Below are 22,268 nucleotides of genomic sequence, written 5' to 3' on the forward strand. Positions count from 1 at the left end.
ATTTAATCCTGTAACTGCTTTTTTTGGGAATCACTTAGTGTTTTTAAAGCTATCTCCGTTAATGATAATTTTTGAATCTCTTCATAAATATCCTCTTCATTTTCAATTTGTTCGGGTAACCAGGTATGGGCAATGGCGGAAATATAATCAACAGTCATTTCAGGCCAGGCTTCATCAGGGTGTTGTTGACTAAGCATTTTTACCTTGCTGGCCAGACTTATAAAGGAGGCATCCTGAGTCAATATTTCTTCACCTTCTTCCCTGATTGCCTGAATAATTGCGGTGCGTTTTTCTTTCTGGCTTATTTCCCGATCTACCGGCTCTCTTTTTAAAATAATTTTTCCTATTCTTAAATCACTGGTCAACTCAAATTCATCATCTTCAAAATTCCAGGTGACAGATTTAATATTTTTAACCAAAGGAGCCAAATCTTTGGGGTTTAATGGAGCCGCTAAGAATATTTTCCCCAGACCCGACCGGGCATCAATGGAAGCCACTGTAAGCCAAGGCTCATTGGCCAGTTCATCTTTATGGCCAATGGCAGCAATGGCCCCATTAGATAATTGAAATTGCGCATTATTGCCTCTTTTGGAAGAAGCAATTCGGTCAGGATAGGCCAATGCTAAAATAAACCCAATGGCATAAGCATCGGAACTGGAATTATCTTCTTCAATTTTGAATAATTTCCGGTAGGAGGAGGCTATTTTTTCAATCTGCCGGAATGGTTTGGTTAACCTTTCTTCTTTTCGCAGAGTTCTCAACCTATCAATTCTGTAGCTGATATCAGCACCTGCTTGTTTATATAAGGGATCTCTTTCTTCCAATAAAGCAGCCAGATCTGTGGCCAACTCCAGGTTTCCGGAACTTTTGGAGTGAATGAGCATATGAGCCAATCGTGGGTGACAGGGCAACGCATGCATTTTCCTGCCGATTTCTGTAATTCCTTTTTCATCCAGAGCCTCCAGGTTGAGTAAGAGATCTTTTGCCTTGATCATTTTATCGATAGGAGGTGGAGTGAGCCAAAATAACTGGTAGCTATCGGCAATATTCCTGGCGGCTAAGTCCAAAGCAAGTGACGTTAAATCTTCATGCAATATTTCAGGAATCCTGTGTTTGCTTCTTAGCTGATGTTCTGCTTCCGACCACATTCTATAACAAACGCCTGGTGAAACCCGGCCAGCCCTACCTGCTCGCTGATCTGCTTCATCATGGGAAATAGGCTGGGTAACTAGCCGGGAAAGCCCACTGTTGGCATCAAATTGGGAGCCTCTGCCAAAGCCAGTATCAATCACTACTTTCACACCTTCAATGGTTAAGCTGGTTTCTGCAATGGAGGTAGCCAGCACAATTTTACGCTTGCCTTGTGGGTGGGGCTGTATGGCCGCCCATTGCTTGTTCCATGGCAATTGGCCGTACAAAGGATAAATAGCCAGGTGTTTTCTTAAAGATTTAAGTTCATCCATTACCGCATTTATTTCCCCCTGGCCGGGAAGAAAAACTAAAATATCTCCATCGTGATTTTGTACTGATTTCCTGATCAGAGAAGCAGTCATTTCTGCTAACAGATGATAATCTGTCTCGCCTGCATAATGGATATCTACCGGATATTGCCGACCTTTGCTTACAATTGCCTGAGCATTTAAGGCATCAGATAGCATTTTTTGATTCAGGGTGGCCGACATGATTAATATTTTCAGATCGGGCCTGAAGTTAATTTGTGTGTGTCGTGCTAAAGCCAGTGCTACATCTGCGTAAATACTTCTTTCATGGAATTCGTCAAAAATAAGAATGCCCACCTCTTTTAGTTGTGGATCGGAATCCAACATTCTGCCCAAAATACCTTCGGTCACCACTTCTATGAGGGTGTCTTCACTAATGGCTGTTTCAAAACGGATGCGATAGCCTACAGTTTTTCCTAAAGGTTCATTCAGAAGTTCGGACATTCGTTTTGCAATGGATTTTGCTGCCAATCTTCTTGGTTCCAGCATAATAATTTTCTTGCCGGTTTCTCTGGCTTCTTCCAACAAAGACAGGGGGATAATGGTACTTTTTCCTGCCCCGGCTTCGGCATTGATAATGAGGGTGGTTTGGTTTTTTAGCGCTGATTTTATTTCAGGAATAATGGCAACTATTGGTAAATCTATTTTATTGAGTTGGAATGGCATTTTTAAGGATGATAATAGTTTAATTGCGAATTACGGAAATATGAGTTATGATTTTATAAGCTGAGTTCGACTATTAATGATAGCGTCCCCGTATACGGGGCAGGCTATGCCGCAAAATTAAGACTTACTTATTTAAAAAGTCTTAATTTATGCGGTATCTCATACTATCTACAATGAGATTACGGATAATTTTCTTTTTTATGAAAAATATAATCCCGATCCATCGGGACCGAAATAGCCAGTCCCGCACGAGCGGGAACGTTCTAATGAGTTTTTAGCGCAAATTTAAAATCGAACTCAGGTTTATATTTATTGAATGTTTTTTATCAAATCAAAAAAAAGAGTCAAAATTCATTTTGACTCCTTCCACTTAAATTATTTTATTTCTCTAGGTTAAGCTCTTCTCTAGAAATTCTGCCCGCCTTCATCTCCGCCTTTTTGATCGTCATTGGAGATTTTACTTCTTCTCTGGCGCGCTTTATAATCCAACTTACCAAATTTATAGCTGAAGTTAATGCCAAAAGAACGAAACGGAATTTCAAATGCATTGCGTTGGTAAAAATTTTCATTTTCTATTTCTGAAATGAATGGCTTTCTCTTCTGGAAAGGTTCTATGATGGATATACCAATGCTACCTCTTTCATCCAATATTTGCTTTTTGGCACCCAAGCCAAAAATAGAGAAGCCCGGATTAAAACCTTGAAGTGTTTGCTGTCTGGGCCTTGCAAAACCGAAAGCATCAACTGTGATATCATAAGGTAATTTTATATTACTGTTGAGGTTACCGCTAAACAATAAGGCTTCATTTTCTCTTAAAACTCCGTTTACCACACCTTCTGAAATTACGTAGTTAGCATTTATCCCGCCTCTGATTGTCCAGATTTTAAATAAAGTGGTAGAGACGAAAAGATTGCTGCCAATATTTTGTTGTGTGCCAATATTTTCAAATTCTGTCACAGCCCCTGTTTCCTGCCTTGTGGTAATGGATTGAATCACATCACTTGTCAGGTTGTAAAAAGCTGAAAGATTAATGGAAGTTCCTTTAACAAAAGTGTTATACCCTAACTCAAAATTATCAGACAACTCAGGTCTAAGGCCAGGATTTCCAAAGGTGAAATTATTTACATTTCCTATTTGAATGTAGGGGTTTACGTTTCTTAAACTTGGCCTGCTAATCCTTCTATTGTATGCTAATTTTACAGAAGAAGTTTTACCAAAACGTTGATTCAGGATAATACTAGGCAACCAGTTTTCATATTGCAGTGTATCACCGTCAAAATTTCTTTCGGTAGCTTCATCAAATGAGCCGCTTATATCAGTAAATTCATAACGCACACCGGCTATCATCCCTAATTTTTTTGTGATGTTATATTGGGAAGAAATGTAACCAGCATATACATCCTGATTGTAATAAAAGACATCTGTTCTGTCAGGATCCTCCAGGTAATTATTTCCTTCTGAAGGTCTATATTCATAGTTAAATCCACTGGAAATATCGCGAAATATCGTTTTAAAACCACTTTCCAATTTTAATTTCTCACCCAAAGGGTGGGTATAATCTAGTTGAATAGTATTTTCCCTGTTTCTACCGTCATTATTGTTAATGGCATTTTCATAATTATTGGCTATATTATTTAGGTCCTGTTCAATTTTAAACTGGGTATCGTTAATGTTGCCGTCAATTTTGTAGCTGGCAGAAAGTTCCCTTCCTTCTTGTTCAGGAAATTTCATCACATAGTCCAAAGACCATTCATAGCCTCCATTTTGTGATTCGGTATCCGTAAAACGATCATATGAGCGGATTAAATTTTCATTGAAAAGGCTATCCACTGTATTGGTGCCTTGGTTTACTGAATTAAACCCTCTTAAGCGAACGGATGTAGATAAACTATGATAAGCATTAAAATCGTAAAAAGCACCTGCATTACCAAAATAGCCTATCCTGTAACTTTCACTGCCACCATATTGATTAATAGTGGATTGGTCACCATTGGGGTCAGTTGTTGTTTGGGTGAAATCAGTAATGGCAGTTTGAGGCCAGCTTTGAAAGGAACTGCCATTTAGGTTAAAACCAAACCTGCCGGCACCGGCATTAAGTCCAACTACTTCTCTATTAATACGTGTACCTGCGGTTATATCCACATTGCCGGCAAATCCTTGTGGTGTTTGCTTTTTGGTAATAATGTTGATAATGCCTGCTGTGCCTTCACCGTCATATTTAGCAGAAGGGGAGGTAATTACTTCTACACTTTTGATTTGATCTGCCGGGATCATTTTCAGCGCATCACCGGGGCTACTGCCAAACATACTGCTTGGTTTTCCATTAATTAGAATCTGTATATTTTGGCTTCCTCTTAAGGATACATTACCATCCTGATCAACAGATAGCAGAGGAGCTCTTCTGAGCACATCTGAAGCATCGCCACCTGCATTGGCCACATCTTGTTCTGCATTATAAACAATTCTGTCTATTTTGTTCTCTACAACCTCTCGTTGCCCTGAAACCATTACTTCATCCAGTACATCGGTGTCTGTTTGGAGTAAGATGTTATCCAAATTTACATCCGGTGATTTTGGAGTTAATTCTATTTTTTGTGTGAGGGATGCGTATCCTACAAAAGAAATCTGTAATTGATACTCCCCCAGTTTAATATTCAATATCTTAAATGAGCCATCGGCTTCAGTAATTACACCATTGATGGTTTCACCGTCTTGAGGCGATTTAATCACAACCGTAGCGTAAGGAATGGGCTCTTTGGTTTTTTCATCCAAAATAATTCCAGTTACTTTTCCGGTTATTTGTGAAGCACCTCCACCAGTGGGGCCTCTTTGTTGCGCCACAACATTGGCACTGCTAATCAGTACAAATAGTAATAATAAATTTTTCATTTTTTCCATTGTTATACAAAGATAGACTCTTTCCTTTTGAGTAGGTTTTTTATACTACATAAAAGGTGAAACTGCTTTTTGCGCAGGCCGATACTGAGGATAGATGGAGACTAATTACCTGAGTTCGACTATTAATGATAGCGTCCCCGCTTAGGCGGGGCAGGCTATGCTGCAAAATAAAGACTTACTTTTTTAAAAAGTCTTTATTTATGCGGTATCTCATACTAAATACAATGAGATTACGGATACCGCTGTGGCGGCACAAGCTAATTTTCTTTTGTATGAAAAATGTAATCCCGCTCCAGCGGGACCGAAATAGCCAGTCCCGCACGAGCGGGAACGTTCTAATGAGTTTTTAGCACAAATTTAGAACCGAACTCAGGTTAATTAGTTTTGACTTCCTGGCTGTTCTTGAGTAGTACTCTTTTGTTATCAAAGAACAAATAAGCCATGCATACTGTAGTAGCCAAAATATCAGCAACCGGGAAAGCAATCCATAAACCATTTAGACCATAGAAATGTGGCAGAATTAATATTAATGGGATGAGGAAAAACCCCTGTTTAGTAAGTGTTAACAAAAGAGCAGGAATTGATTTGCCAATTGCCTGATAATAGGCAGAGCTAATTAATTGTAACGCAATAAGGGGAGTGGCCAGGAAAGTGATCCTTAAAGCGGGTACAGTTTCAGTAATTAAACTGCTGTCGTTAGTAAAGATCCTGATGATTTGAGGAGTAAAAATCATGATCAAAGCAAAAATAACTGAAGAAATGAGGGTGCCTGAAAGCATTGAGTTTTTCAGGGCAAGTTTTACTCGTTTCCAGGATTTAGCTCCAAAATTATAACCTATTATTGGCATCGAACCCTGAGTGATTCCCAGGGCAGGAATGTTTACCACCATCATCATTCTGTTAATGATACCATACACCGCAATGCTTGTTTCTCCTCCATATCTATATAGTGAGTTGTTCAATATGAGAAATAGTAAACTAACAATCCCTTGTCTGGCAAAAGTGACAGATCCGATAGCGAAAATTTCGGAAGTAATTTTCCAATCCAGCAATAAATCTGTCATTTTCAGATGAATCCCGGATTTACCTTTAATAAAAAAGAATGCGGCATAACTTGCACTCCCTATATAAGAAATAGTAGTGGCCCAGGCAGCACCTTTTATTCCCATATCCAGTACAATGATGAAAATTGGATCAAGTATAATGTTGACAACAGCAGGAACTATCATGATATACATGGCTACTTTCGGATAGCCTACAGCCCGAATGATATTGTTGGACATCATCGCATAAGCAAGCACAGGGATACCTAACAGGATAATGCTGAAATACTCGATAGTGGGGGCTAAAATATCTCCTTTTGCACCAAAAGCACTTAAAAGTGGCTCAATAAAAATATAACCTAATATACAGAAGGTGATGCCCAGACTAAGAGTTAAGGTTAATTGATTCCCCAATGTTTTCCCTGCTTTTTCCGCATTTTTAGCACCCAAAGCACGGGAAATAACAGAAGCTCCTCCAATGCCAATCCCCATACCAATTGAAGAAATCAGAAAAGTAATAGGTATCACAACTGTTATTGCGGCAATACCTAAGGATCCTACAAAATTCCCTACGAAAATGGTATCCACAATACCGTAAATGGATAATACCATGATGCCTATGGAGGCAGGAATAGCTTGTTTTCTTAATAAAAAGTTGATTGGCTTCGAACCAAATTCATCGGATGTGCTCATTAAATAATTGTAAAAACTTATGATGTAACGACAGTCTGCTTTATTAGTTCATATTGTTTTGCTAAGCTACTATTGAAGATATGATGAACCAACAGGTAGTATTCAGCAATAGACATAGATTGAACAAAATTAGCAAGTATTTTTGGAATCTTGGGTTGATTGATAATTTGCTTTAGACCTTACCGAAACTTTCGTTTTTTAGCAATCGTTTTATTTAATCTAAAATTTAAAGGTATTGCGATGTTTTTTTTAACTTTGCTTCGTTAAACATATATTTGCAAGCAATTAAAACCGTTATTTTAACGACAAAACTATTTTTTTATGAATATAATTAAAGGATTTTCTATTATCTGTTTAGGATATTTCCTGCTATCATCATCAGCTTCAATGGCGCAATCTGAAGAGGCTCAGGACAACGGTTTAGAAAACACATTTAGGGGAATGATTGAAGGGAGTGAGACCTTTCAACAATACAAAGTTATTCCAATTACTAAAATAAATAGTTTTGAGAAGCAGCTTTCAGACACTTTGGAGAACTACCAAAGCCAAATAGAGCAAGCAGAAATTTCTAAAAATAATGCTGAACAAACAGCTGATAGCCTAAGATCTGAAGTTCAGCTTTTAACTACGGATCTGGAAGAAACACAGAAGCAAGTGGATGGCATTTTATTTCTTGGAATGCCAATGACCAAGTCGGGTTATAACATTATGTTCTGGACTATAGTGGCTATTTTAATCATTGGTTTAGCCCTGGTTTATGCTTTGTTTCTCAACAGCAATAGGGTAACCAAGCAAACAAAAGTGGAAAAGGAACGGGTAGATAATGAACTGGAAGAATTAAGAAAGACTTCCCATGAAAAGCAGGTAAAAATTAAGAGGGAATTACAAACGGCTCTTAATAAATTAGAAGAGCAAAACCGCTAATAAACATTAAGTGAACAGCATGAATAAAAAAAGCTAAGTACTCAATGTGCTTAGCTTTTTTTATTCATGCTTATGAATCTCGGCTTTATCTTATTAGACCAAAGAATTAATATTCTGACTTTTTATCAGGATCGTATTTTATAAAAATATTGATATAGGCACTTTTGGAAAGCCTGAATGTGATGGGTATTAATAAAACAGAGAGAAAAATACATAATGTCAGTATAAGCCAAAGCTCAGCTACTCCCAAAATATTAAGAGCAACAAATACAGTAATAATCAATGCAACCTGCATGGCATAACTTATATACATAGCCCCATCAAAAAAAGAAGGTTCCGCCATATACCTCAAGCCACAATGATGACACCTTTCCGGCATTTTCTGAAACTTCTTTAAATTGTAGGCTGGAGTTTCAAACAATTGGCCTTCATGGCAACGGGGGCACTTAAATTTAAAAATGCTGTATAATTTATTCCCTTTATTGAACATAATTTAGGTGTTTAACCAACGCCAAAATTTACCTATGAGGGTAGTGGGTTGCGGTCTTTTTTGTACTTGAGCTTTTTCAGGAGCCATAGTTTTGCTCTTTTTCGGTTTCCTCTTCTTTTGTTGTTCCTGCTTTGGCTTGAGTATTTTTTCTTTATAAAATTTTTCCTTTCTTTTTTTCTCTAATTTGGCAGCTTCTTCACGCCTTCTTTTCTCCCGCTTCTGTTCTCTTTCTCTTATTTGCTGAGGAGTCAATTCTTTTCGAGACCTTTTTAAAGGTTCTCTTTTATTTCTTCTGGCACTGTCATTTTTTCGGATTGTCTTTTTATCTATCTCTGCTTCTACTTTTTCAGCTTTCGCTTTTGGAGCAGGTAAGTCTATTTTACCCAATACATTCAATCCTTGCAGAGAGACTTTAGGGGCTTTAATTACAACATCATCAGAAATCTCATCTCCGGATTCAAGTAAATCGGAAACAGTCTTATATTCTCTTTCTCCTGGGGAATTGATCGCTGCAGCTTCGGTTATATCATTGTGGATAGAAGTATCTTCCGTTTCCTTGGCAGGCTCATTAGTCGCTTCGATATTTATATCTTCCGAAAACTCAATTTCAGTACTTTTTTCTTCTATTACAGGTTGTTGGGATTCTTTCTCATCTACTTCTTCCTCGCTTAATTCAGGTTTACTTTCCTGTACGGGCTCAGGTAATTGCTCGGTTTCTTTCTTTTTCTTTTTTACCCGCAGATCGCCTTCAAAGTAATCGAAAAGTAAAGTAACAGACTCATCATTGAGTTTAGTATTTGAATCCTTTTCAATGGTGATTCCTTTCTTTGCTAAAAAGGAGGTGATGTCTTCTGTGGTGATAGATAAATCCCTTGCTGCTTGTGCTAGTCTCATGGTTTATGGTTGGTAATCAATTAATTATGGTCATAAAGCTAGCGGGAAGCACAGGCTTTCCGCTAGCTTGAAATATTTACTCTCCCTGACCTAAAGAGTAAGCTCTTTTTCCGTCAAAATTGTATAGATTGTCTGTTTTAATCACATCAATACCATGGATATTTAATTGTGAAAGAAGCTCAATAATGTCCTTATTGCTTAGGTCGGTTTTTTCATCAGCAATATATCTGCATCTCCAATGGTCAGAACAAAAAGTGGATTCCAGTCCATCAGGATAGACTTTGACACCCCTGTTGGTAATTACCCTTAAAGGCATATTTCCCTCAGAGGCTTTCTCAATCATTTGTCCGAATTTTTCAGCGTTCCTGTCCTTATGATCAACATAAATATCAACACCTACTAATTTTTTGTCTTTTGCAGGATATTCTTTGTCTTCAATGAAAATGCGTGAATCTTCCTCTGTATTGAAGGTGATTTTATCAAATTTTTGTGGGTTTTGCCCTAATCGCTCAATAACAGCATCAGCAAATTCTGAGGTATTTACCTTTCTACTGCTCAATTCAGGATTATAAATTTCACCTGTATGTACACCATCTTCTATGGTTCTTAACCATGCGTTATGGATAAATGCTGCTTTCTCAGGTTCTCCCAGATATTGTAACATTTGAATAGCCCCATGTAATAATCCTGATGGATTGGCTATTCCCATTCCGGCAATATCAGGTGCGGAACCGTGGATTGCTTCAAACATTGCATACTCCCTGCCAATATTGGCAGAACCTGCAAGTCCTACAGAACCTGAAATTTCAGCAGTAATATCTGAAACTATATCGCCATATAAATTCGTGGTTACTATTACATCATAATTTTCCGGACGATTGGCTATGTGGGCACATGCGATATCAATTATCTGGCTGGCAGCTTCAATTTCCGGGTACTCTTTTGCTACTTCCTTAAATACTTCATGGAATAATCCATCAGATAACTTCATGATGTTATCTTTTACCAGGCAGGTCACTTTTTTACGGTTAAATTTTCTTGCATATTCAAATGCATAACGGATAATTTTTTCCGATCCGGGTCTTGAAATCAACTTAAGACACTGAACTACCTCGTCAGTTTGTTGATGTTCAATTCCTGCGTATAAATCTTCCTCATTTTCCCTTACCACTACCACATCCATTTTAGGGTGTTTGGTTTTTACAATTGGGTAATAAGATACTGCCGGACGTATGTTGGCAAAAAGCCCAAGATATTTCCGGATAGTTACATTTAAACTTTTATAGCCCTTTCCTTGCGGGGTGGTGATAGGAGCTTTCAGCATCACTTTATATTTGCGTATAGCATCAAGCGAGTCTTGTGTTATACCAGTAGTGATCCCCTCAAGATATGCTTTTTCACCTATTTCAATAAATTTCGGTTCTAATTTTACGTTAGCCGCTTCCAAAATTTTGAGAGTGGCATCCATTATTTCAGGACCAATTCCATCTCCTTTGGCGATAACTATTTGTAGAGGTTTTGTAGGTTTGTTAAGCACACTTTCAGGACTTGCTGACTCTTTCATATTGATGTGATTTATTAGAAAATATTTTATTATTAAATAATAAATTAATTGAATTGACAATTGTTGTATAAACAATCAATTTGATAACGACTAAAATTATAATCGGTTAATTATTTTGGGTGCAAAAATACGGTTTAAGCTGATTGAATCAAAGTGTAAATGAGAGTATATTATTACAGCAGAATTTTCACCTTTCGGCTAAGCAGCAGAATATCTTTAATCAATTTGATCATACCATTTCCGGCTCATTTTTATCCCTTGGAAGACATACTCCGGGAGGTAAATCCAACACAGGATCATCATTGTCATTGGAAGTGCCTCCGCCACCATTATTGTCGTCATCATCCGAGTTGTTATTATTGCGAATAACCCACCGAATGAAGTATGAGACCAAAAACGCTGAACTCAGAACTAAAATAATATAGTCCGGGTTTTGGATGATATATTGAATGAAGGTTTTCAAATTGCTAATTATACAAATTCGTTAAGTTTATAACTCCTTTCTTATTAGTATTTTACTGACTAATGTAAATGAAAGTTGGTGAATTCGGAAATAATTTCCCATTATGCTGAGAAGTAGGAAGCCAAAATTTAGCCACATTTTCCTTGTTCACTTATTTCTGGCTTTTTGAACGTTTTAGTAATGGATTATCACCCTCAAAATAAACTCGCTGAGTAGGATAGGCCAATGAAATAGTCTCTTCTTTGCTAAACCTTTCTAAGATTTCTTCCCAAATAACATGTTCTATTACCCTTCTTTTTTTAGGTAGGGAAAGGTACCTGATAGTAAGTTCAACACCCCGGTCTTTTACAGAAGTATAAATGAAAGGAGTAAGATTACTATAGAAGATCATGTATTTTTTTGAGGCTTCCAATAACTTTCTCTTAGCTGAAAAAGAAAGTTCTTCAGCGTGCTTATTCACAATCTCGGTCAGAATAACCTTTGCCAATTTCCAATCGCTTTCAAAGGTGATATTAACCTTGGTTTCATTCCAAACATGGCTAAAACCCTGGTTATAATTGGCCTGGCTTACACTAAAAACTTTACCATTTGGAATGTGGATAATGCGGCCGGTGCTTTGATCTGAATCTACCCAATTGCCAATTTCATTAATAGTGAACTGGAAAAACCGGATATCGATCACATCTCCGGCATCTTCACCGATCTCAATTCGATCTCCTACCTCAAAAGGTTTTCGTACCATAATGAAGATCCAACCTGCTAAGTTTACAATTGGTACCTGCAGTGCAATAGCCAGGCCTGCACTTACAAGGCCCAGAAAAGTACCAAGTGAGTCAATCCTATCAATCCAGATATTGAGTAAAACAAAGAGTAGAATAATATAATAAGCATTCTTGACACCATTCTTCCATAGGTATCGGTGTTTGATGTCTTTGAAGCTTTTGAAGATGAGTGTTAATGCTATTAAGCGGATTAATAGCAGTAATAAAAAGGCAATGAAAGTATAGAGGATTTTTAGTTGCAATTCCGGACCTATTTGCCAATGTTCTTCTATGTATTGCCCTAACTCTTGCATCATGCCTTTATATTACGAAATCTATTTGATCTTTTGAAATTGAAATATTATTGCTACATGGATTATACTGATTTCTGAATATAAAGATTTAAAATCGTTTTAATACCAAATCACACACATAATCGCCAATAGATAAAGATGAGGTAGCGGCCGGAGAAGGGGCATTGCACACATTTATGGCATTTTCCTCTTGGAGTATCAGGAAGTCATCTATTAGCCCGCCATTCCTGTCGCATGCCTGGGCACGCACCCCGGCACCTCCCGGTAGTAAATCTGATTCTGTGATGTCAGGCAATAGTTTTTGCAATGCTTTTGTAAAGGCAGCTTTTGAAAATGAACGGTACATTTCACCAAAACCTGTTTTCCAGTATTTGGCTGCTACTTTTTGAAAACCCGGCCAGGCGAGAGATTCCCCTAGTTCTACTAAATTAAACAATGACTTTCTATATCCTTCCCTTTTAAATGCCAACACGGCATTTGGGCCTGCTTCTATACCTCCATTGATCATACGCGTAAAATGGACGCCCAGAAAAGGGAAATTAGGATCAGGAACTGGATACACAAGGTTTTTAACCAGATATTGCTTTTCAGGCTTGATCATGAAATATTCTCCACGGAAAGGGATAATCTGCAAATCCAGTTTTTTGGAAGTGAGTTTTGCTATTTTGTCTGAATATAAACCGGCACAGTTTACGATTAGTTTAGTCTCAAAATGTTCTTTTTCAGTAATTACCGTACTTACCTCATTATTTGATTGAATATCAATTACCTTCTGTCCGAGCTTTATTTCACCTCCTAAAGATTGAAACTTTTCAGCATACTTTAATGAAACCGCAGTATAATCAATAATTCCTGTTTGGGGTACATGTATGCCTGCAATACCATTGATGTAGGGCTCGTGTTCTTTGACTTCTTCTTTGGTGAGTCTCTTGAGGTTATTAAGTCCATTGGCTTTTCCCCGTTCTTCAATCATGCTGAGGTTGGCCAATTCACTTTGATTGGTTGCGACAATTATTTTACCACATAAATCATAAGCAACACCTTCTTCATCACAGAACCTTAGCAGTTGATTGTAGCCATCAATGCAATTTTTAGCTTTCAGACTGCCAGGTTTATAGTAAACTCCGGAATGGATAACCCCACTATTATTGCCGGTTTGATGCTGAGCCAGCTTTGCTTCTTTCTCTAACAATAAAACTGATTTATCAGGAGATTTTTGCTTTATTTTTAAAGCAGTAGCCAAACCTACTATCCCTCCGCCTATGATAATGATGTCGTATATTTTGTTCACGAAAAATGTGATTTAGGTTAATTCAAACTTTAATAAACTCAGACAAAAATAATAGAATTTAATCGTGATGGATGTGTTTTATCAAATATTAGAGAGGCAAATCTTGATTTCCAGACTTGGTAAATGCAGAAACACAATATTTTGTGCTCCTGCAATATTTGTTAATTAACTATCACCAAATAGTAATTCTTTTTTCCGCGTTGTACCAGGAGGTATTTGTTCTGCAATAATTGATAAGAAACTGCTGCATTCGCATCTATCACCTTTTCTTTGTTAATGCTTACGCCACCTCCCTGAATCATTTTACGGGCTTCTCCTTTAGAAGGAAATACTATTCCCTTGGTGGTTTCGCTCAAAAAATCTGTCACGTTAGCTACTGATGCTAATTCTTCTTTTGTGATTTCTACCTGGGGTACACCTTCAAACACACTTAATAAAGTATCTTCATCAATGCTTGCCAGTTCTTCCGTAGTTGATTTACCAAAAAGAATGGATGATGCTTTCAGAGCCATGTCCAAAGCTTCTTGAGAATGCACTCGTACAGTAATTTCTTCAGCTAGAGCTTTTTGTAAAGTGCGCAAATGTGGAGCTTGCTGATGCTCTTTCTCCAAAGCCTCGATTTCTTCTTTGCCTTTAGTACTGAAAATCCTGATAAAATTACTCATGTCTTCATCAGAAGCATTCAGCCAGAATTGGTAGAATTTATAAGGAGAGGTTTTTTTCGGATCCAGCCAAATATTCCCACTTTCTGTTTTACCGAACTTTGTGCCATCTGCTTTTTTGATGAGCGGAGTTGTCACTGCATAGGCTTCTCCTTGTATCATTTTCCTGATGAGTTCCGTTCCTGTGGTGATGTTTCCCCACTGATCGGATCCGCCCATTTGCAATTTGCAATTCATGGCTTTGTACAAATGCAAAAAGTCATAGCCCTGCACTAACTGGTAAGTGAATTCTGTAAAACTCATGCCTTCACTTGATTCAGCTGAAAGTCTTTTCTTTACCGAATCTTTTGCCATCATGTAATTAACTGTCAGGTGCTTTCCCACATCCCTGATGAAGCCCAGGAAACTGAAATCTTTCATCCAGTCGTAATTATTAACCAATACAGCACCATTTTCAGCTTTGGAATCAAAATCAAGGAAGTTCATCACTTGTTTTTTGATGGATTCTTCGTTGTGGCGTAAAGTAGGCTCGTCCAGTAAATTGCGCTCTTGCGATTTTCCTGAAGGATCACCTATCATACCAGTTGCTCCACCTAACAAAACGATAGGTCTGTGGCCGGCATCCTGGAAATGTTTCAGCATCATTACGCCTACCAGATGACCAATGTGCAATGAATCCGCTGTTGGGTCAATGCCCACATAAGCTGCCGTCAATTCTTTTTTTAGTTGATCCTGGATGCCCGGCATCTGATCGTGGATCATGCCACGCCATGTCAATTCTTCTATGAAATCCTTTTGCATGTATAGTTGAGCGTTATTTATTCAATTTTTGCGATGCAAATATAAAAGGCTTGTGAGGGAAATAATAATTAATCGTGTATTAAGTATTAGCAATTAAGGAATTAAAAGAGAGCTGAACATCCGACTTTTGAAGTAATAAAGGAGTGATTGATTAGGCTCCCCACATTACCCTTACAATAGAAAATGGAATCAAATAGGTGCTTTTAATGTTGAATTTAAAACTGTATTTACATTTAGTTTGATTGAGACAACCATATATCCATTCATACCGCCTTTGGCTTAGAAGAAAATATTATTACACATCACTTTTTTGAAATCATTGTCTTATTCTTCTATATTTGATCGCTTTTGAAGTGAAAAAACAGTTTTTTAGCTTCAAAACTTATGATTCTAACGAAATATCCATGCAATATTCAAAAATAATAGGCTTAGGCCATTCCGTTCCGGAAACTGTTGTCACCAATGATGATTTGTCAAAAATATTGGATACAACAGATGAGTGGATTGTGGAAAGAACCGGCATTAGGGAAAGAAGGTTTTTTGACCCTAACATAGAAGGTAGCTTAGCTAAAATGGCCAAAAAAGCTGCTGAAATGGCATTGGAAAGAGCCAAAATGTCTAAGGATGACATAGATTTTATCATTTTCGCCAGCATCACCCCAGATTATTTTTTCCCTGGATCAAGTGTTTTGTTACAACGCGAAATGGGAATGGGCACTATTGGTTGCCTGGATATCAGAAATGCTTGCTCAGGTTTTATTTATAGTATTTCCGTAGCAGATCAATTCATAAAAACCGGCATGTATAAAAATATTATGGTAGTGGGTGGAGAAATTCAATCAACAGCCATTGATATGACAGACAGAGGTCGTTCAACAGCAGTGATTTTTGGCGATGGGGTAGGAGTAGCTATTTTAAGTGCAAGTGATGAAAAAGGTATTTTATCTACGCACTTGCATGCAGAAGGAACTCATGCGGAAGAACTGTTTGTAAAAGATCCCGGAAGTAGCAGGTCCAGGGATGAAAGGCAACCGGAACAAATCCTGGATACATCAGGCTACAAAGTTTATATGAATGGAAACATGGTTTTTAAACATGCTGTAGTCCGCTTTCATGAGGTAATTGAAGAAGCTTTGAATAAGAATGATTTGAAATCAAGTGATATTGATATGCTCATTCCCCATCAGGCCAATCTCAGGATTTCCAAATTCATCCAAAGCAAGCTGGGTCTTTCTGATGATAATGTATTCAATAATATCCAGAAGTATGGTAATACAACCGCAGCATCCATCCCCATCGCATTAAGCGAGGCCTGGGAGGAAGGTAAAATCAATTCGGGGGACTTAGTTTGTTTGGCAGCTTTTGGCAGTGGATTCACCTGGGGCTCTGCGCTTATCAGATGGTAATAGGTTGGTAATTTTGATTGGCAAATGCTAATAATTTTATTTTACCATTATTTTTAAGTAGATTTTATTCTAGATTTAGCTAAATAACTAAAAACTATGATTACTAAACAATACAATCCAAGCCAATTGGAAGTTGAAATAGCCAAGGCAATTAAGGAATTATCTTCTCAAATAGAAAGCAAATTAAGTGATTGTAAAATCATTGAAATTGAAGATAAGATCATGGCTGATAATCCACTGGTAAAAATTAAGCTTGTAGACAAGGACAATGATCCACATGAAGTAGTTTTAAAAATCATCCAAAAGCCTGATCAATTTTAGAAACAGAAATGTATTGAGGGCGTTTTTATAAAATGGCATTATTTTCCTTACAAGAACTCGATATAGCCAATGATCCTTATATCTTACTGATTAAGAATAGGGTGATGGAAAAGGTGAATGGCTTAATGGGTGAATTGGAGAAGGAAATCCACCAGTTGCTTCAAAATGAAGGTCTTAATCTTCCTGAAGAGATCAATACACTTCATGGTAAAATATCCAAAGGAGAAAATTACAAGCATCTTCCGTATATGATGTTAGATTATCCTGCCTATTTTACCAAACAGGATATTTTCGCTTTTAGAAGCATGTTTTATTGGGGCCATTTCATTTCTTTTACCATTCATTTACAAGGCAAATACAATGACCGTTACGGGCTCAGACTGATTGATGAATTTTCTGAAACCGAGGAAGTGTATTTTTGTGTAAATAGTAATCCCTGGGAATATATTTACCATCCTAATAACTATCAATTAATTACAGAACTTGGAAAAAAGAGAATGATCCATCACCACAAGGAAAATGGCTTTATAAAACTAAGCATATGTTTTCCCATTTCTAGTTTGCCCGATGCCCCACAATTGATCAACCCTTTTTTTAAAGAGATAATCCAGGCTATTTTATGAAAAAGTCATCCCAAGTACTCAGGACCAACCGAGTATGAATATTAAAAGTAATGGGACAGTTTTCGAGTATTTTGACAGCTAAACTATTCCATGTGACAACTTAAAATTAATTATATACACATGAAACAATTAGTTGTTGTGAGGGGTTATTAAAATAACCATCAAACGATAGTCATTATGTATAATTTTTTTAATTTCTTCAAAAAGAAATCCGAACATCAAAAGTTGAGCGACCAATATAAGCGTATGATGGAGGAGTACCATAAATTAAGCACAGTAGATCGTAGAAAGGCTGATGAAAAAATGGCAAGGGCAGATGAAATCTCCAAAAAGATAGATGCTTTAAATAAGGAGAAAAAGTAAGTTAATACTAATAATTATTGATAGTTTTGAGGGATTTATTTCCCTTTTTTTATTTCATATTTATATTACCTGAACAATGGTTTTGAAACATGCACTTTTCTACGATAGATATGTGAATTCTGTCACTTTACCTATAAATGATGCTCTCAAAAATCAATTGGTCGAGATAGAATCATTTCTATCGCAATTGGATGATGAGATTTTGAAATTCAGTTATGCCGATGGCAAGTGGTCGCTGAAAGAAGTTTTGCTACATTGTCTGGATGTAGAAAGGATTATGATGGTGAGGGCTTTGATGATTAGTAGGGGAGAAAGCACGAATTTACCTGGTTTCGATGAAAATGCTTATGTGGAAAAATTAGAGTCCGGGGATATCACATTAGCGCAAATTAAAAGTGATTTTAAATATTTAAGGCAAAGTAACATCAGCCTGTTGGCTATGACGCCTGCAGAAATACTAGATAAAATTGGTGAGATGGATAACAAAGAAGTCTCTGTAGCTAGCTTGTGGTTCATAATTGTTGGGCACTGGAATCATCATCTAATGATTATAAATGAACGCTACATGAATCAAAAATAATTAGATAGATTCTACTATTACAAAGAGATCAAATATGGGAGGTCGGTTTTCAACAATAAAATAAATGTTGTTATAAAAAGTAATGCCTGGCTGTATGTCTTTATATAATATGCTTTTTTAAATGATTCCTTTCATTTAATTATTTGTTATATTCATATCTATTACTTTATTTACTATCAAAAACAAAAAGAGATGAATTTTATCATAAAGCTTATTTTATCCGCACTTTCAGTTATTGTTGCTGCCTACCTTTTACCGGGAGCACATATTGATGGTTTTTTTACTGCATTTGTTGTTGCTCTTGTTTTAGCGCTGTTTAGTGCAACCCTTAAACCGCTACTTACAATACTGACTATTCCCATCACTATATTTACATTGGGTCTATTTCTATTAGTGATCAATGCAATAATGATTTTGTTGGCTGACTATTTTGTTCCAGGGTTTACAGTGGACGGATTTTGGTGGGCATTATTGTTTGGGGTTATTCTTGCACTGGTCAATGGTATATTTGATGCGATAAGCAGAAAACCCGCTTGATTTTTTATTGTGTTTTATTGAAAATATATTGTACATTATTATCGCTTAACAACATTTTATAACATGAATTCACAGAACCCAACTTTCGACCCACAAGAAATAGCTAAACTGAAAGAGGAAATTGCCAAAAGCAATAACCAATTTGTAATGGTAGATTCTGAGGATAACAACGAAGAGTATAAAAATTTTCGTTTTGTCGGTATGTACGAAGGGAAAGAAGCTATTTTTGATGCAGTTATCTATACTTTACGCTTGCACCATGCAAGTGAAGTGTATGAACTGGCCGAGCATAAGGCTGCACAGAAGTTCCCCAACTTTAAACCCATTCGATTTCAGGAAGATGAAAATGGTGATTTAAGAACATTAAATAATGTGGAGGAAGAGATAGGACTCTACATTGCTGAAATGATTGATGAGCTGGAAGATGAAGATGCTGTAAAAGTGCAGGAACATGTGGATATGGATAGTGGCGGGGATGATGGTATTGGATTGGATATTGGGCTTAATGTGGATGAAGTTTCTGATGAGGTAATCAATCAGTTTATCCATGATTTCAATGAAGATTGTATAGAGCTGGATACAACCTTATATTCTTTTCAATCTGATGAAGAAGAAGAATATGATTGAGCATAGCTTTATTAGTTAAAACAAGTTTTTATCCTTAGGTGTTATTTTTTAAATAGCACTTTTTTTATGTTAAAAATAGCCTACAGAGAAGAATATACTCACCCCTTACCGGCAAACCATCGTTTTCCGATGGAAAAGTATCACTTATTGCCTGAGCAATTATTGTATGAGGGTACTATTCAGGAAAGCAACTTATTTTTACCTGGATTCCTGTCTGAAGAAAATATTGTTGGTACCCATCATATTGCTTACTGGGAGAAACTGAAAACCCTCTCCATTAGCAGGCAGGAAGAACGCAGAACCGGATTTCCTCTATCACAGGCACTGGTTGACAGGGAAAGATTGATTAATCAAGGTACTATTGAAGCAGCAGATTTTGCACTGCAATATAAGGTGGCAATGAACATAGCGGGCGGCACGCATCATGCATTTACAGATAGAGGAGAAGGATTTTGCTTGTTGAATGATATTGCTATTGCTTCCAATTATTTACTGGCAAATAACAAGGTAAACCAAATACTGGTTGTGGATCTTGATGTTCATCAGGGAAATGGGACAGCTGAAATTTTCAAATATGAGTCCAGAGTTTTTACTTTCAGCATGCACGGAAAGAGCAACTACCCTATGCACAAGGAACAATCTGACCTGGATATAGCACTTGAAGACGGCTGTGATGATAAAACTTATCTTAAAATATTGGATCAATCTTTGCCAAGATTAATAGATGAGGTTCAGCCTGATTTTATCTTTTTTCAATCCGGAGTGGATGTTTTAGCTACAGATAAGCTCGGAAGATTAGGAATGACGATTGAAGGTTGTAAAATGCGCGACAAAATTGTCTTTGATTTGTGCTGTAGAAATCAAATTCCTGTTATGACTAGTATGGGTGGTGGTTATTCCGCTAAAATATCTCATATCTTAGAGGCCCATGCCAATACTTATCGAGTGGCTCAGGAAATATTTTTCTAAGATTTTACCTTTGTTCAAAGATTTTACGTAAATTATATAAATGTCAAAAGAAAAATCTCTTTTCAGGCAAAGCGTAGTCTTTTCAAGCTACATTATCTTATTACTTTGGTTGGTAAAATCCATTGAATGGGCTTTTTCTGCCAATTTTGCTCATTTTGGTATTTATCCAAGGCATTTATTGGGAACCATTGGTATTTTCACTTCCCCTTTTATTCATGGTGATTTTTTACACCTGCTTTCCAATAGTTTTTCATTGATGTTGCTTATCATTATACTTTTCTTCTTTTATGATAAAATTGCATTGCGGGCATTGTTATTTGTATATATTTTAACAGGCGTAAGTGTCTGGTTTATAGCCAGGGAAGCCTATCATATAGGTGCAAGCGGTGTTATTTATGGAATAGCTTCTTTTATTCTTTTCAGCGGCTTGTTAAGGAAAAATCAATCCTCTTTGGCATTATCCTTTGTTGTTTTGCTACTCTATGGAGGTATGTTTTATGGGGTTTTGCCTCAGGATGGCCATATTTCATGGGAATCTCATTTGATGGGCCTGCTAAGTGGATTAATTGTAGCTTTTTTTCTTAGAAATGAATTTGCAGGCCAGGCAGAGCTGAAATTGCATTTTGAAGAAATTTCAGATGAAGATGAGTTCCCGGAAACTGAGGCCTCTGAATTTACTTTTACTTCAGGCCCGCAAAATTATCAATATCAATATACTCCCAAAATTAATCCTATCAATCATGCTTCAAATGAAGCAGATAAACTTCAGGGAACAAAATTATCTGAGGAGGAAGAAAAAACAGCTGAATAATTATTGAGAGCTTTCGGGTGTATCTTTCCTATCCTATTTGCCCTACTTGTGCTGGTAAACCTCTCCGTAAAGTTCTGCAGGACTCTACGGATTTTCAATAAATCTTTCACTCGGGCTTTTTGAGAGAACTATAGATTGATACTAATTGAGCAAGTTTCGGATTTTATTACATTGAAAGGAAGCCTACTTTTGTTTTATAAAAATTAGATAAAATGAAGGAGCAAGAATATATTAATTATACACGAATAGCTGAAGCTATCAATTATCTACAACAAAATTTTAAAAATCAACCCACACTCAATGAGGTTGCCGAGAAAGTGCACTTAAGTCCGTTTCATTTTCAAAGGCTTTTTACTGACTGGGCTGGGGTTAGCCCTAAGAAATTCCTGCAGTACCTTAACGTACAATATGCTAAGCAAATTTTAAGTAACAGTCAAGCCACATTGTTTGACGCTGCATATGAAACTGGCCTTTCAGGTACAGGAAGACTTCATGATCTGTTTGTTAAAATTGAAGGAATGACTCCCGGAGAATACAAAAGTCAGGGAGAAAATCTCACTATTAATTATAGCTACGAGAAAAGTGCATTTGGAGAAATACTGATAGCATCAACCAATAAAGGAATTTGTTATATGGGCTTTGTTGAAGAAAAGAATAGTGCCTTTTCTGAATTGCAACAGCGTTTTCCAAGAGCTACTTTTATGCACACATCAGACCCTATTCAACAAAATGCTTTACAAATATACTCGTACGATTGGAGTAAAATCCATCAGATAAAACTGCATTTGAAAGGAACAGATTTCCAACTCAAAGTATGGGAAGCACTATTGAAAATCCCTATGGGCAAATTGGCCACTTACGGAAACATAGCCAATAAAATACAAAGCCCAAAAGCTTCCAGAGCCGTTGGAACAGCAATAGGAAGCAATCCTGTTGCTTTTTTAATTCCTTGTCACAGGGTTATCCAATCCTCAGGTGTGTTTGGAGGGTACATGTGGGGATCAGCCAGAAAGGCAGCAATTATTGGATGGGAAGCTTCCAAAGTTTCAACTGGTGATAATCAATAAC

At 37.0% G+C, this 22,268-nt stretch carries 21 protein-coding genes; 11 read left to right on the forward strand and 10 right to left on the reverse strand.

All coding sequences use genetic code 11. The annotated features are described in order from the left end of the window. Window positions 1–2: 2 nt before the first annotated feature. The 3 genes from hrpB to JKA74_RS14570 all read right to left on the reverse strand — a co-directional run bounded on the left by hrpB (window position 3) and on the right by JKA74_RS14570 (window position 6,799). The gene (gene hrpB, locus JKA74_RS14560; RefSeq protein WP_201431947.1) at window positions 3–2,165 is read right to left on the reverse strand and encodes an ATP-dependent helicase HrpB; all 2,163 of its coding nucleotides are present in this window, start codon (window positions 2,163–2,165) and stop codon (window positions 3–5) included. A 405-nt stretch (window positions 2,166–2,570) separates the two neighbouring features. Continuing rightward, complete coding sequence (locus JKA74_RS14565) at window positions 2,571–5,054, reverse strand: TonB-dependent receptor domain-containing protein (protein WP_201431948.1); 2,484 nt, start codon at window positions 5,052–5,054, stop codon at window positions 2,571–2,573. 383 nt (window positions 5,055–5,437) lie between these two features. Then, window positions 5,438–6,799, reverse strand: coding sequence for an MATE family efflux transporter (locus JKA74_RS14570; RefSeq protein WP_201431949.1), 1,362 nt, complete (start codon window positions 6,797–6,799; stop codon window positions 5,438–5,440). A 321-nt stretch (window positions 6,800–7,120) separates the two neighbouring features. On the opposite strand from JKA74_RS14570, the gene JKA74_RS14575 reads away from it, so the two are divergent. Continuing rightward, on the forward strand, window positions 7,121–7,723 hold the full coding sequence (locus JKA74_RS14575) for a hypothetical protein (RefSeq protein ID WP_201431950.1): 603 nt from the start codon (window positions 7,121–7,123) through the stop codon (window positions 7,721–7,723). A gap of 106 nt (window positions 7,724–7,829) precedes the next feature. Here the strand turns inward: JKA74_RS14575 and JKA74_RS14580 are convergent, their stop codons facing one another. From JKA74_RS14580 to tyrS, 7 genes are all read right to left on the reverse strand, one after another. Further along, window positions 7,830–8,213: a DUF983 domain-containing protein gene (locus JKA74_RS14580; RefSeq protein WP_201431951.1), complete on the reverse strand. Its 384-nt coding sequence runs from the start codon at window positions 8,211–8,213 to the stop codon at window positions 7,830–7,832. Between the two features lie 3 nt (window positions 8,214–8,216). Then, entirely contained in the window at window positions 8,217–9,107 is an 891-nt protein-coding gene (locus tag JKA74_RS14585; protein WP_201431952.1) for a hypothetical protein, read from the reverse strand. A gap of 76 nt (window positions 9,108–9,183) precedes the next feature. Beyond that, window positions 9,184–10,671, reverse strand: a complete 1,488-nt coding sequence (locus JKA74_RS14590; RefSeq protein WP_201431953.1) for an NADP-dependent isocitrate dehydrogenase — start codon at window positions 10,669–10,671, stop codon at window positions 9,184–9,186. Between the two features lie 229 nt (window positions 10,672–10,900). Then, window positions 10,901–11,134: a hypothetical protein gene (locus tag JKA74_RS14595; protein WP_201431954.1), complete on the reverse strand. Its 234-nt coding sequence runs from the start codon at window positions 11,132–11,134 to the stop codon at window positions 10,901–10,903. Window positions 11,135–11,285: 151 nt separating this feature from the next. Further along, window positions 11,286–12,212 (reverse strand): mechanosensitive ion channel family protein, encoded by a 927-nt coding sequence (locus tag JKA74_RS14600; RefSeq protein ID WP_201431955.1) that lies wholly within the window; start codon window positions 12,210–12,212, stop codon window positions 11,286–11,288. A gap of 85 nt (window positions 12,213–12,297) precedes the next feature. Then, entirely contained in the window at window positions 12,298–13,491 is a 1,194-nt protein-coding gene (lhgO, locus tag JKA74_RS14605) for an L-2-hydroxyglutarate oxidase (protein WP_201432093.1), read from the reverse strand. Window positions 13,492–13,661: 170 nt separating this feature from the next. Beyond that, window positions 13,662–14,963 carry a tyrosine--tRNA ligase gene (gene tyrS / locus JKA74_RS14610; RefSeq protein ID WP_201431956.1) on the reverse strand — a complete coding sequence of 434 codons (1,302 nt, stop codon included), beginning with the start codon at window positions 14,961–14,963 and terminating at the stop codon, window positions 13,662–13,664. 404 nt (window positions 14,964–15,367) lie between these two features. Between tyrS and JKA74_RS14615 the strand changes: the two genes are divergently transcribed. The 10 genes from JKA74_RS14615 to JKA74_RS14660 all read left to right on the forward strand — a co-directional run bounded on the left by JKA74_RS14615 (window position 15,368) and on the right by JKA74_RS14660 (window position 22,267). Then, window positions 15,368–16,369 (forward strand): 3-oxoacyl-ACP synthase III family protein, encoded by a 1,002-nt coding sequence (locus tag JKA74_RS14615; RefSeq protein WP_201431957.1) that lies wholly within the window; start codon window positions 15,368–15,370, stop codon window positions 16,367–16,369. 96 nt (window positions 16,370–16,465) lie between these two features. Next, entirely contained in the window at window positions 16,466–16,690 is a 225-nt protein-coding gene (locus JKA74_RS14620) for a hypothetical protein (protein WP_201431958.1), read from the forward strand. Between the two features lie 32 nt (window positions 16,691–16,722). Beyond that, the gene (locus JKA74_RS14625; RefSeq protein ID WP_201431959.1) at window positions 16,723–17,313 is read left to right on the forward strand and encodes a hypothetical protein; all 591 of its coding nucleotides are present in this window, start codon (window positions 16,723–16,725) and stop codon (window positions 17,311–17,313) included. 177 nt (window positions 17,314–17,490) lie between these two features. Continuing rightward, complete coding sequence (locus JKA74_RS14630) at window positions 17,491–17,676, forward strand: Lacal_2735 family protein (RefSeq protein ID WP_201431960.1); 186 nt, start codon at window positions 17,491–17,493, stop codon at window positions 17,674–17,676. A gap of 82 nt (window positions 17,677–17,758) precedes the next feature. Next, window positions 17,759–18,256, forward strand: a complete 498-nt coding sequence (locus JKA74_RS14635) for a DinB family protein (RefSeq protein WP_236587837.1) — start codon at window positions 17,759–17,761, stop codon at window positions 18,254–18,256. A 192-nt stretch (window positions 18,257–18,448) separates the two neighbouring features. Continuing rightward, window positions 18,449–18,793 (forward strand): phage holin family protein, encoded by a 345-nt coding sequence (locus tag JKA74_RS14640; RefSeq protein WP_201431962.1) that lies wholly within the window; start codon window positions 18,449–18,451, stop codon window positions 18,791–18,793. A gap of 63 nt (window positions 18,794–18,856) precedes the next feature. Further along, entirely contained in the window at window positions 18,857–19,420 is a 564-nt protein-coding gene (locus JKA74_RS14645; protein WP_201431963.1) for a hypothetical protein, read from the forward strand. 66 nt (window positions 19,421–19,486) lie between these two features. Continuing rightward, on the forward strand, window positions 19,487–20,389 hold the full coding sequence (locus JKA74_RS14650) for a histone deacetylase family protein (protein WP_201431964.1): 903 nt from the start codon (window positions 19,487–19,489) through the stop codon (window positions 20,387–20,389). Window positions 20,390–20,429: 40 nt separating this feature from the next. Then, window positions 20,430–21,200: a rhomboid family intramembrane serine protease gene (locus JKA74_RS14655; protein WP_201431965.1), complete on the forward strand. Its 771-nt coding sequence runs from the start codon at window positions 20,430–20,432 to the stop codon at window positions 21,198–21,200. A gap of 212 nt (window positions 21,201–21,412) precedes the next feature. After that, window positions 21,413–22,267: a bifunctional helix-turn-helix domain-containing protein/methylated-DNA--[protein]-cysteine S-methyltransferase gene (locus JKA74_RS14660; protein ID WP_201431966.1), complete on the forward strand. Its 855-nt coding sequence runs from the start codon at window positions 21,413–21,415 to the stop codon at window positions 22,265–22,267. Window position 22,268: the final 1 nt, after the last annotated feature.

The sequence above is a fragment of the Marivirga aurantiaca genome (genome assembly GCF_016679925.1).
GTDB classification, from domain to species: Bacteria; Bacteroidota; Bacteroidia; order Cytophagales; family Cyclobacteriaceae; genus Marivirga; species Marivirga aurantiaca.

Bases quoted from the DNA above. Each gene is read 5' to 3' on its own strand.
- JKA74_RS14575 (WP_201431950.1), top strand. From the start codon at position 7,121: ATGAATATAATTAAAGGATTTTCTATTATCTGTTTAGGATATTTCCTG.
- JKA74_RS14630 (WP_201431960.1), top strand. From the start codon at position 17,491: ATGTATAATTTTTTTAATTTCTTCAAAAAGAAATCCGAACATCAAAAG.
- JKA74_RS14615 (WP_201431957.1), top strand. From the start codon at position 15,368: ATGCAATATTCAAAAATAATAGGCTTAGGCCATTCCGTTCCGGAAACT.
- JKA74_RS14625 (WP_201431959.1), top strand. From the start codon at position 16,723: ATGGCATTATTTTCCTTACAAGAACTCGATATAGCCAATGATCCTTAT.
- JKA74_RS14585 (WP_201431952.1), bottom strand. From the start codon at position 9,107: ATGAGACTAGCACAAGCAGCAAGGGATTTATCTATCACCACAGAAGAC.
- JKA74_RS14650 (WP_201431964.1), top strand. From the start codon at position 19,487: ATGTTAAAAATAGCCTACAGAGAAGAATATACTCACCCCTTACCGGCA.
- JKA74_RS14570 (WP_201431949.1), bottom strand. From the start codon at position 6,799: ATGAGCACATCCGATGAATTTGGTTCGAAGCCAATCAACTTTTTATTA.
- JKA74_RS14660 (WP_201431966.1), top strand. From the start codon at position 21,413: ATGAAGGAGCAAGAATATATTAATTATACACGAATAGCTGAAGCTATC.
- JKA74_RS14640 (WP_201431962.1), top strand. From the start codon at position 18,449: ATGAATTTTATCATAAAGCTTATTTTATCCGCACTTTCAGTTATTGTT.
- JKA74_RS14655 (WP_201431965.1), top strand. From the start codon at position 20,430: ATGTCAAAAGAAAAATCTCTTTTCAGGCAAAGCGTAGTCTTTTCAAGC.
- tyrS (WP_201431956.1), bottom strand. From the start codon at position 14,963: ATGCAAAAGGATTTCATAGAAGAATTGACATGGCGTGGCATGATCCAC.
- hrpB (WP_201431947.1), bottom strand. From the start codon at position 2,165: ATGCCATTCCAACTCAATAAAATAGATTTACCAATAGTTGCCATTATT.
- JKA74_RS14565 (WP_201431948.1), bottom strand. From the start codon at position 5,054: ATGAAAAATTTATTATTACTATTTGTACTGATTAGCAGTGCCAATGTT.
- JKA74_RS14600 (WP_201431955.1), bottom strand. From the start codon at position 12,212: ATGATGCAAGAGTTAGGGCAATACATAGAAGAACATTGGCAAATAGGT.
- JKA74_RS14590 (WP_201431953.1), bottom strand. From the start codon at position 10,671: ATGAAAGAGTCAGCAAGTCCTGAAAGTGTGCTTAACAAACCTACAAAA.
- JKA74_RS14620 (WP_201431958.1), top strand. From the start codon at position 16,466: ATGATTACTAAACAATACAATCCAAGCCAATTGGAAGTTGAAATAGCC.
- JKA74_RS14580 (WP_201431951.1), bottom strand. From the start codon at position 8,213: ATGTTCAATAAAGGGAATAAATTATACAGCATTTTTAAATTTAAGTGC.
- JKA74_RS14645 (WP_201431963.1), top strand. From the start codon at position 18,857: ATGAATTCACAGAACCCAACTTTCGACCCACAAGAAATAGCTAAACTG.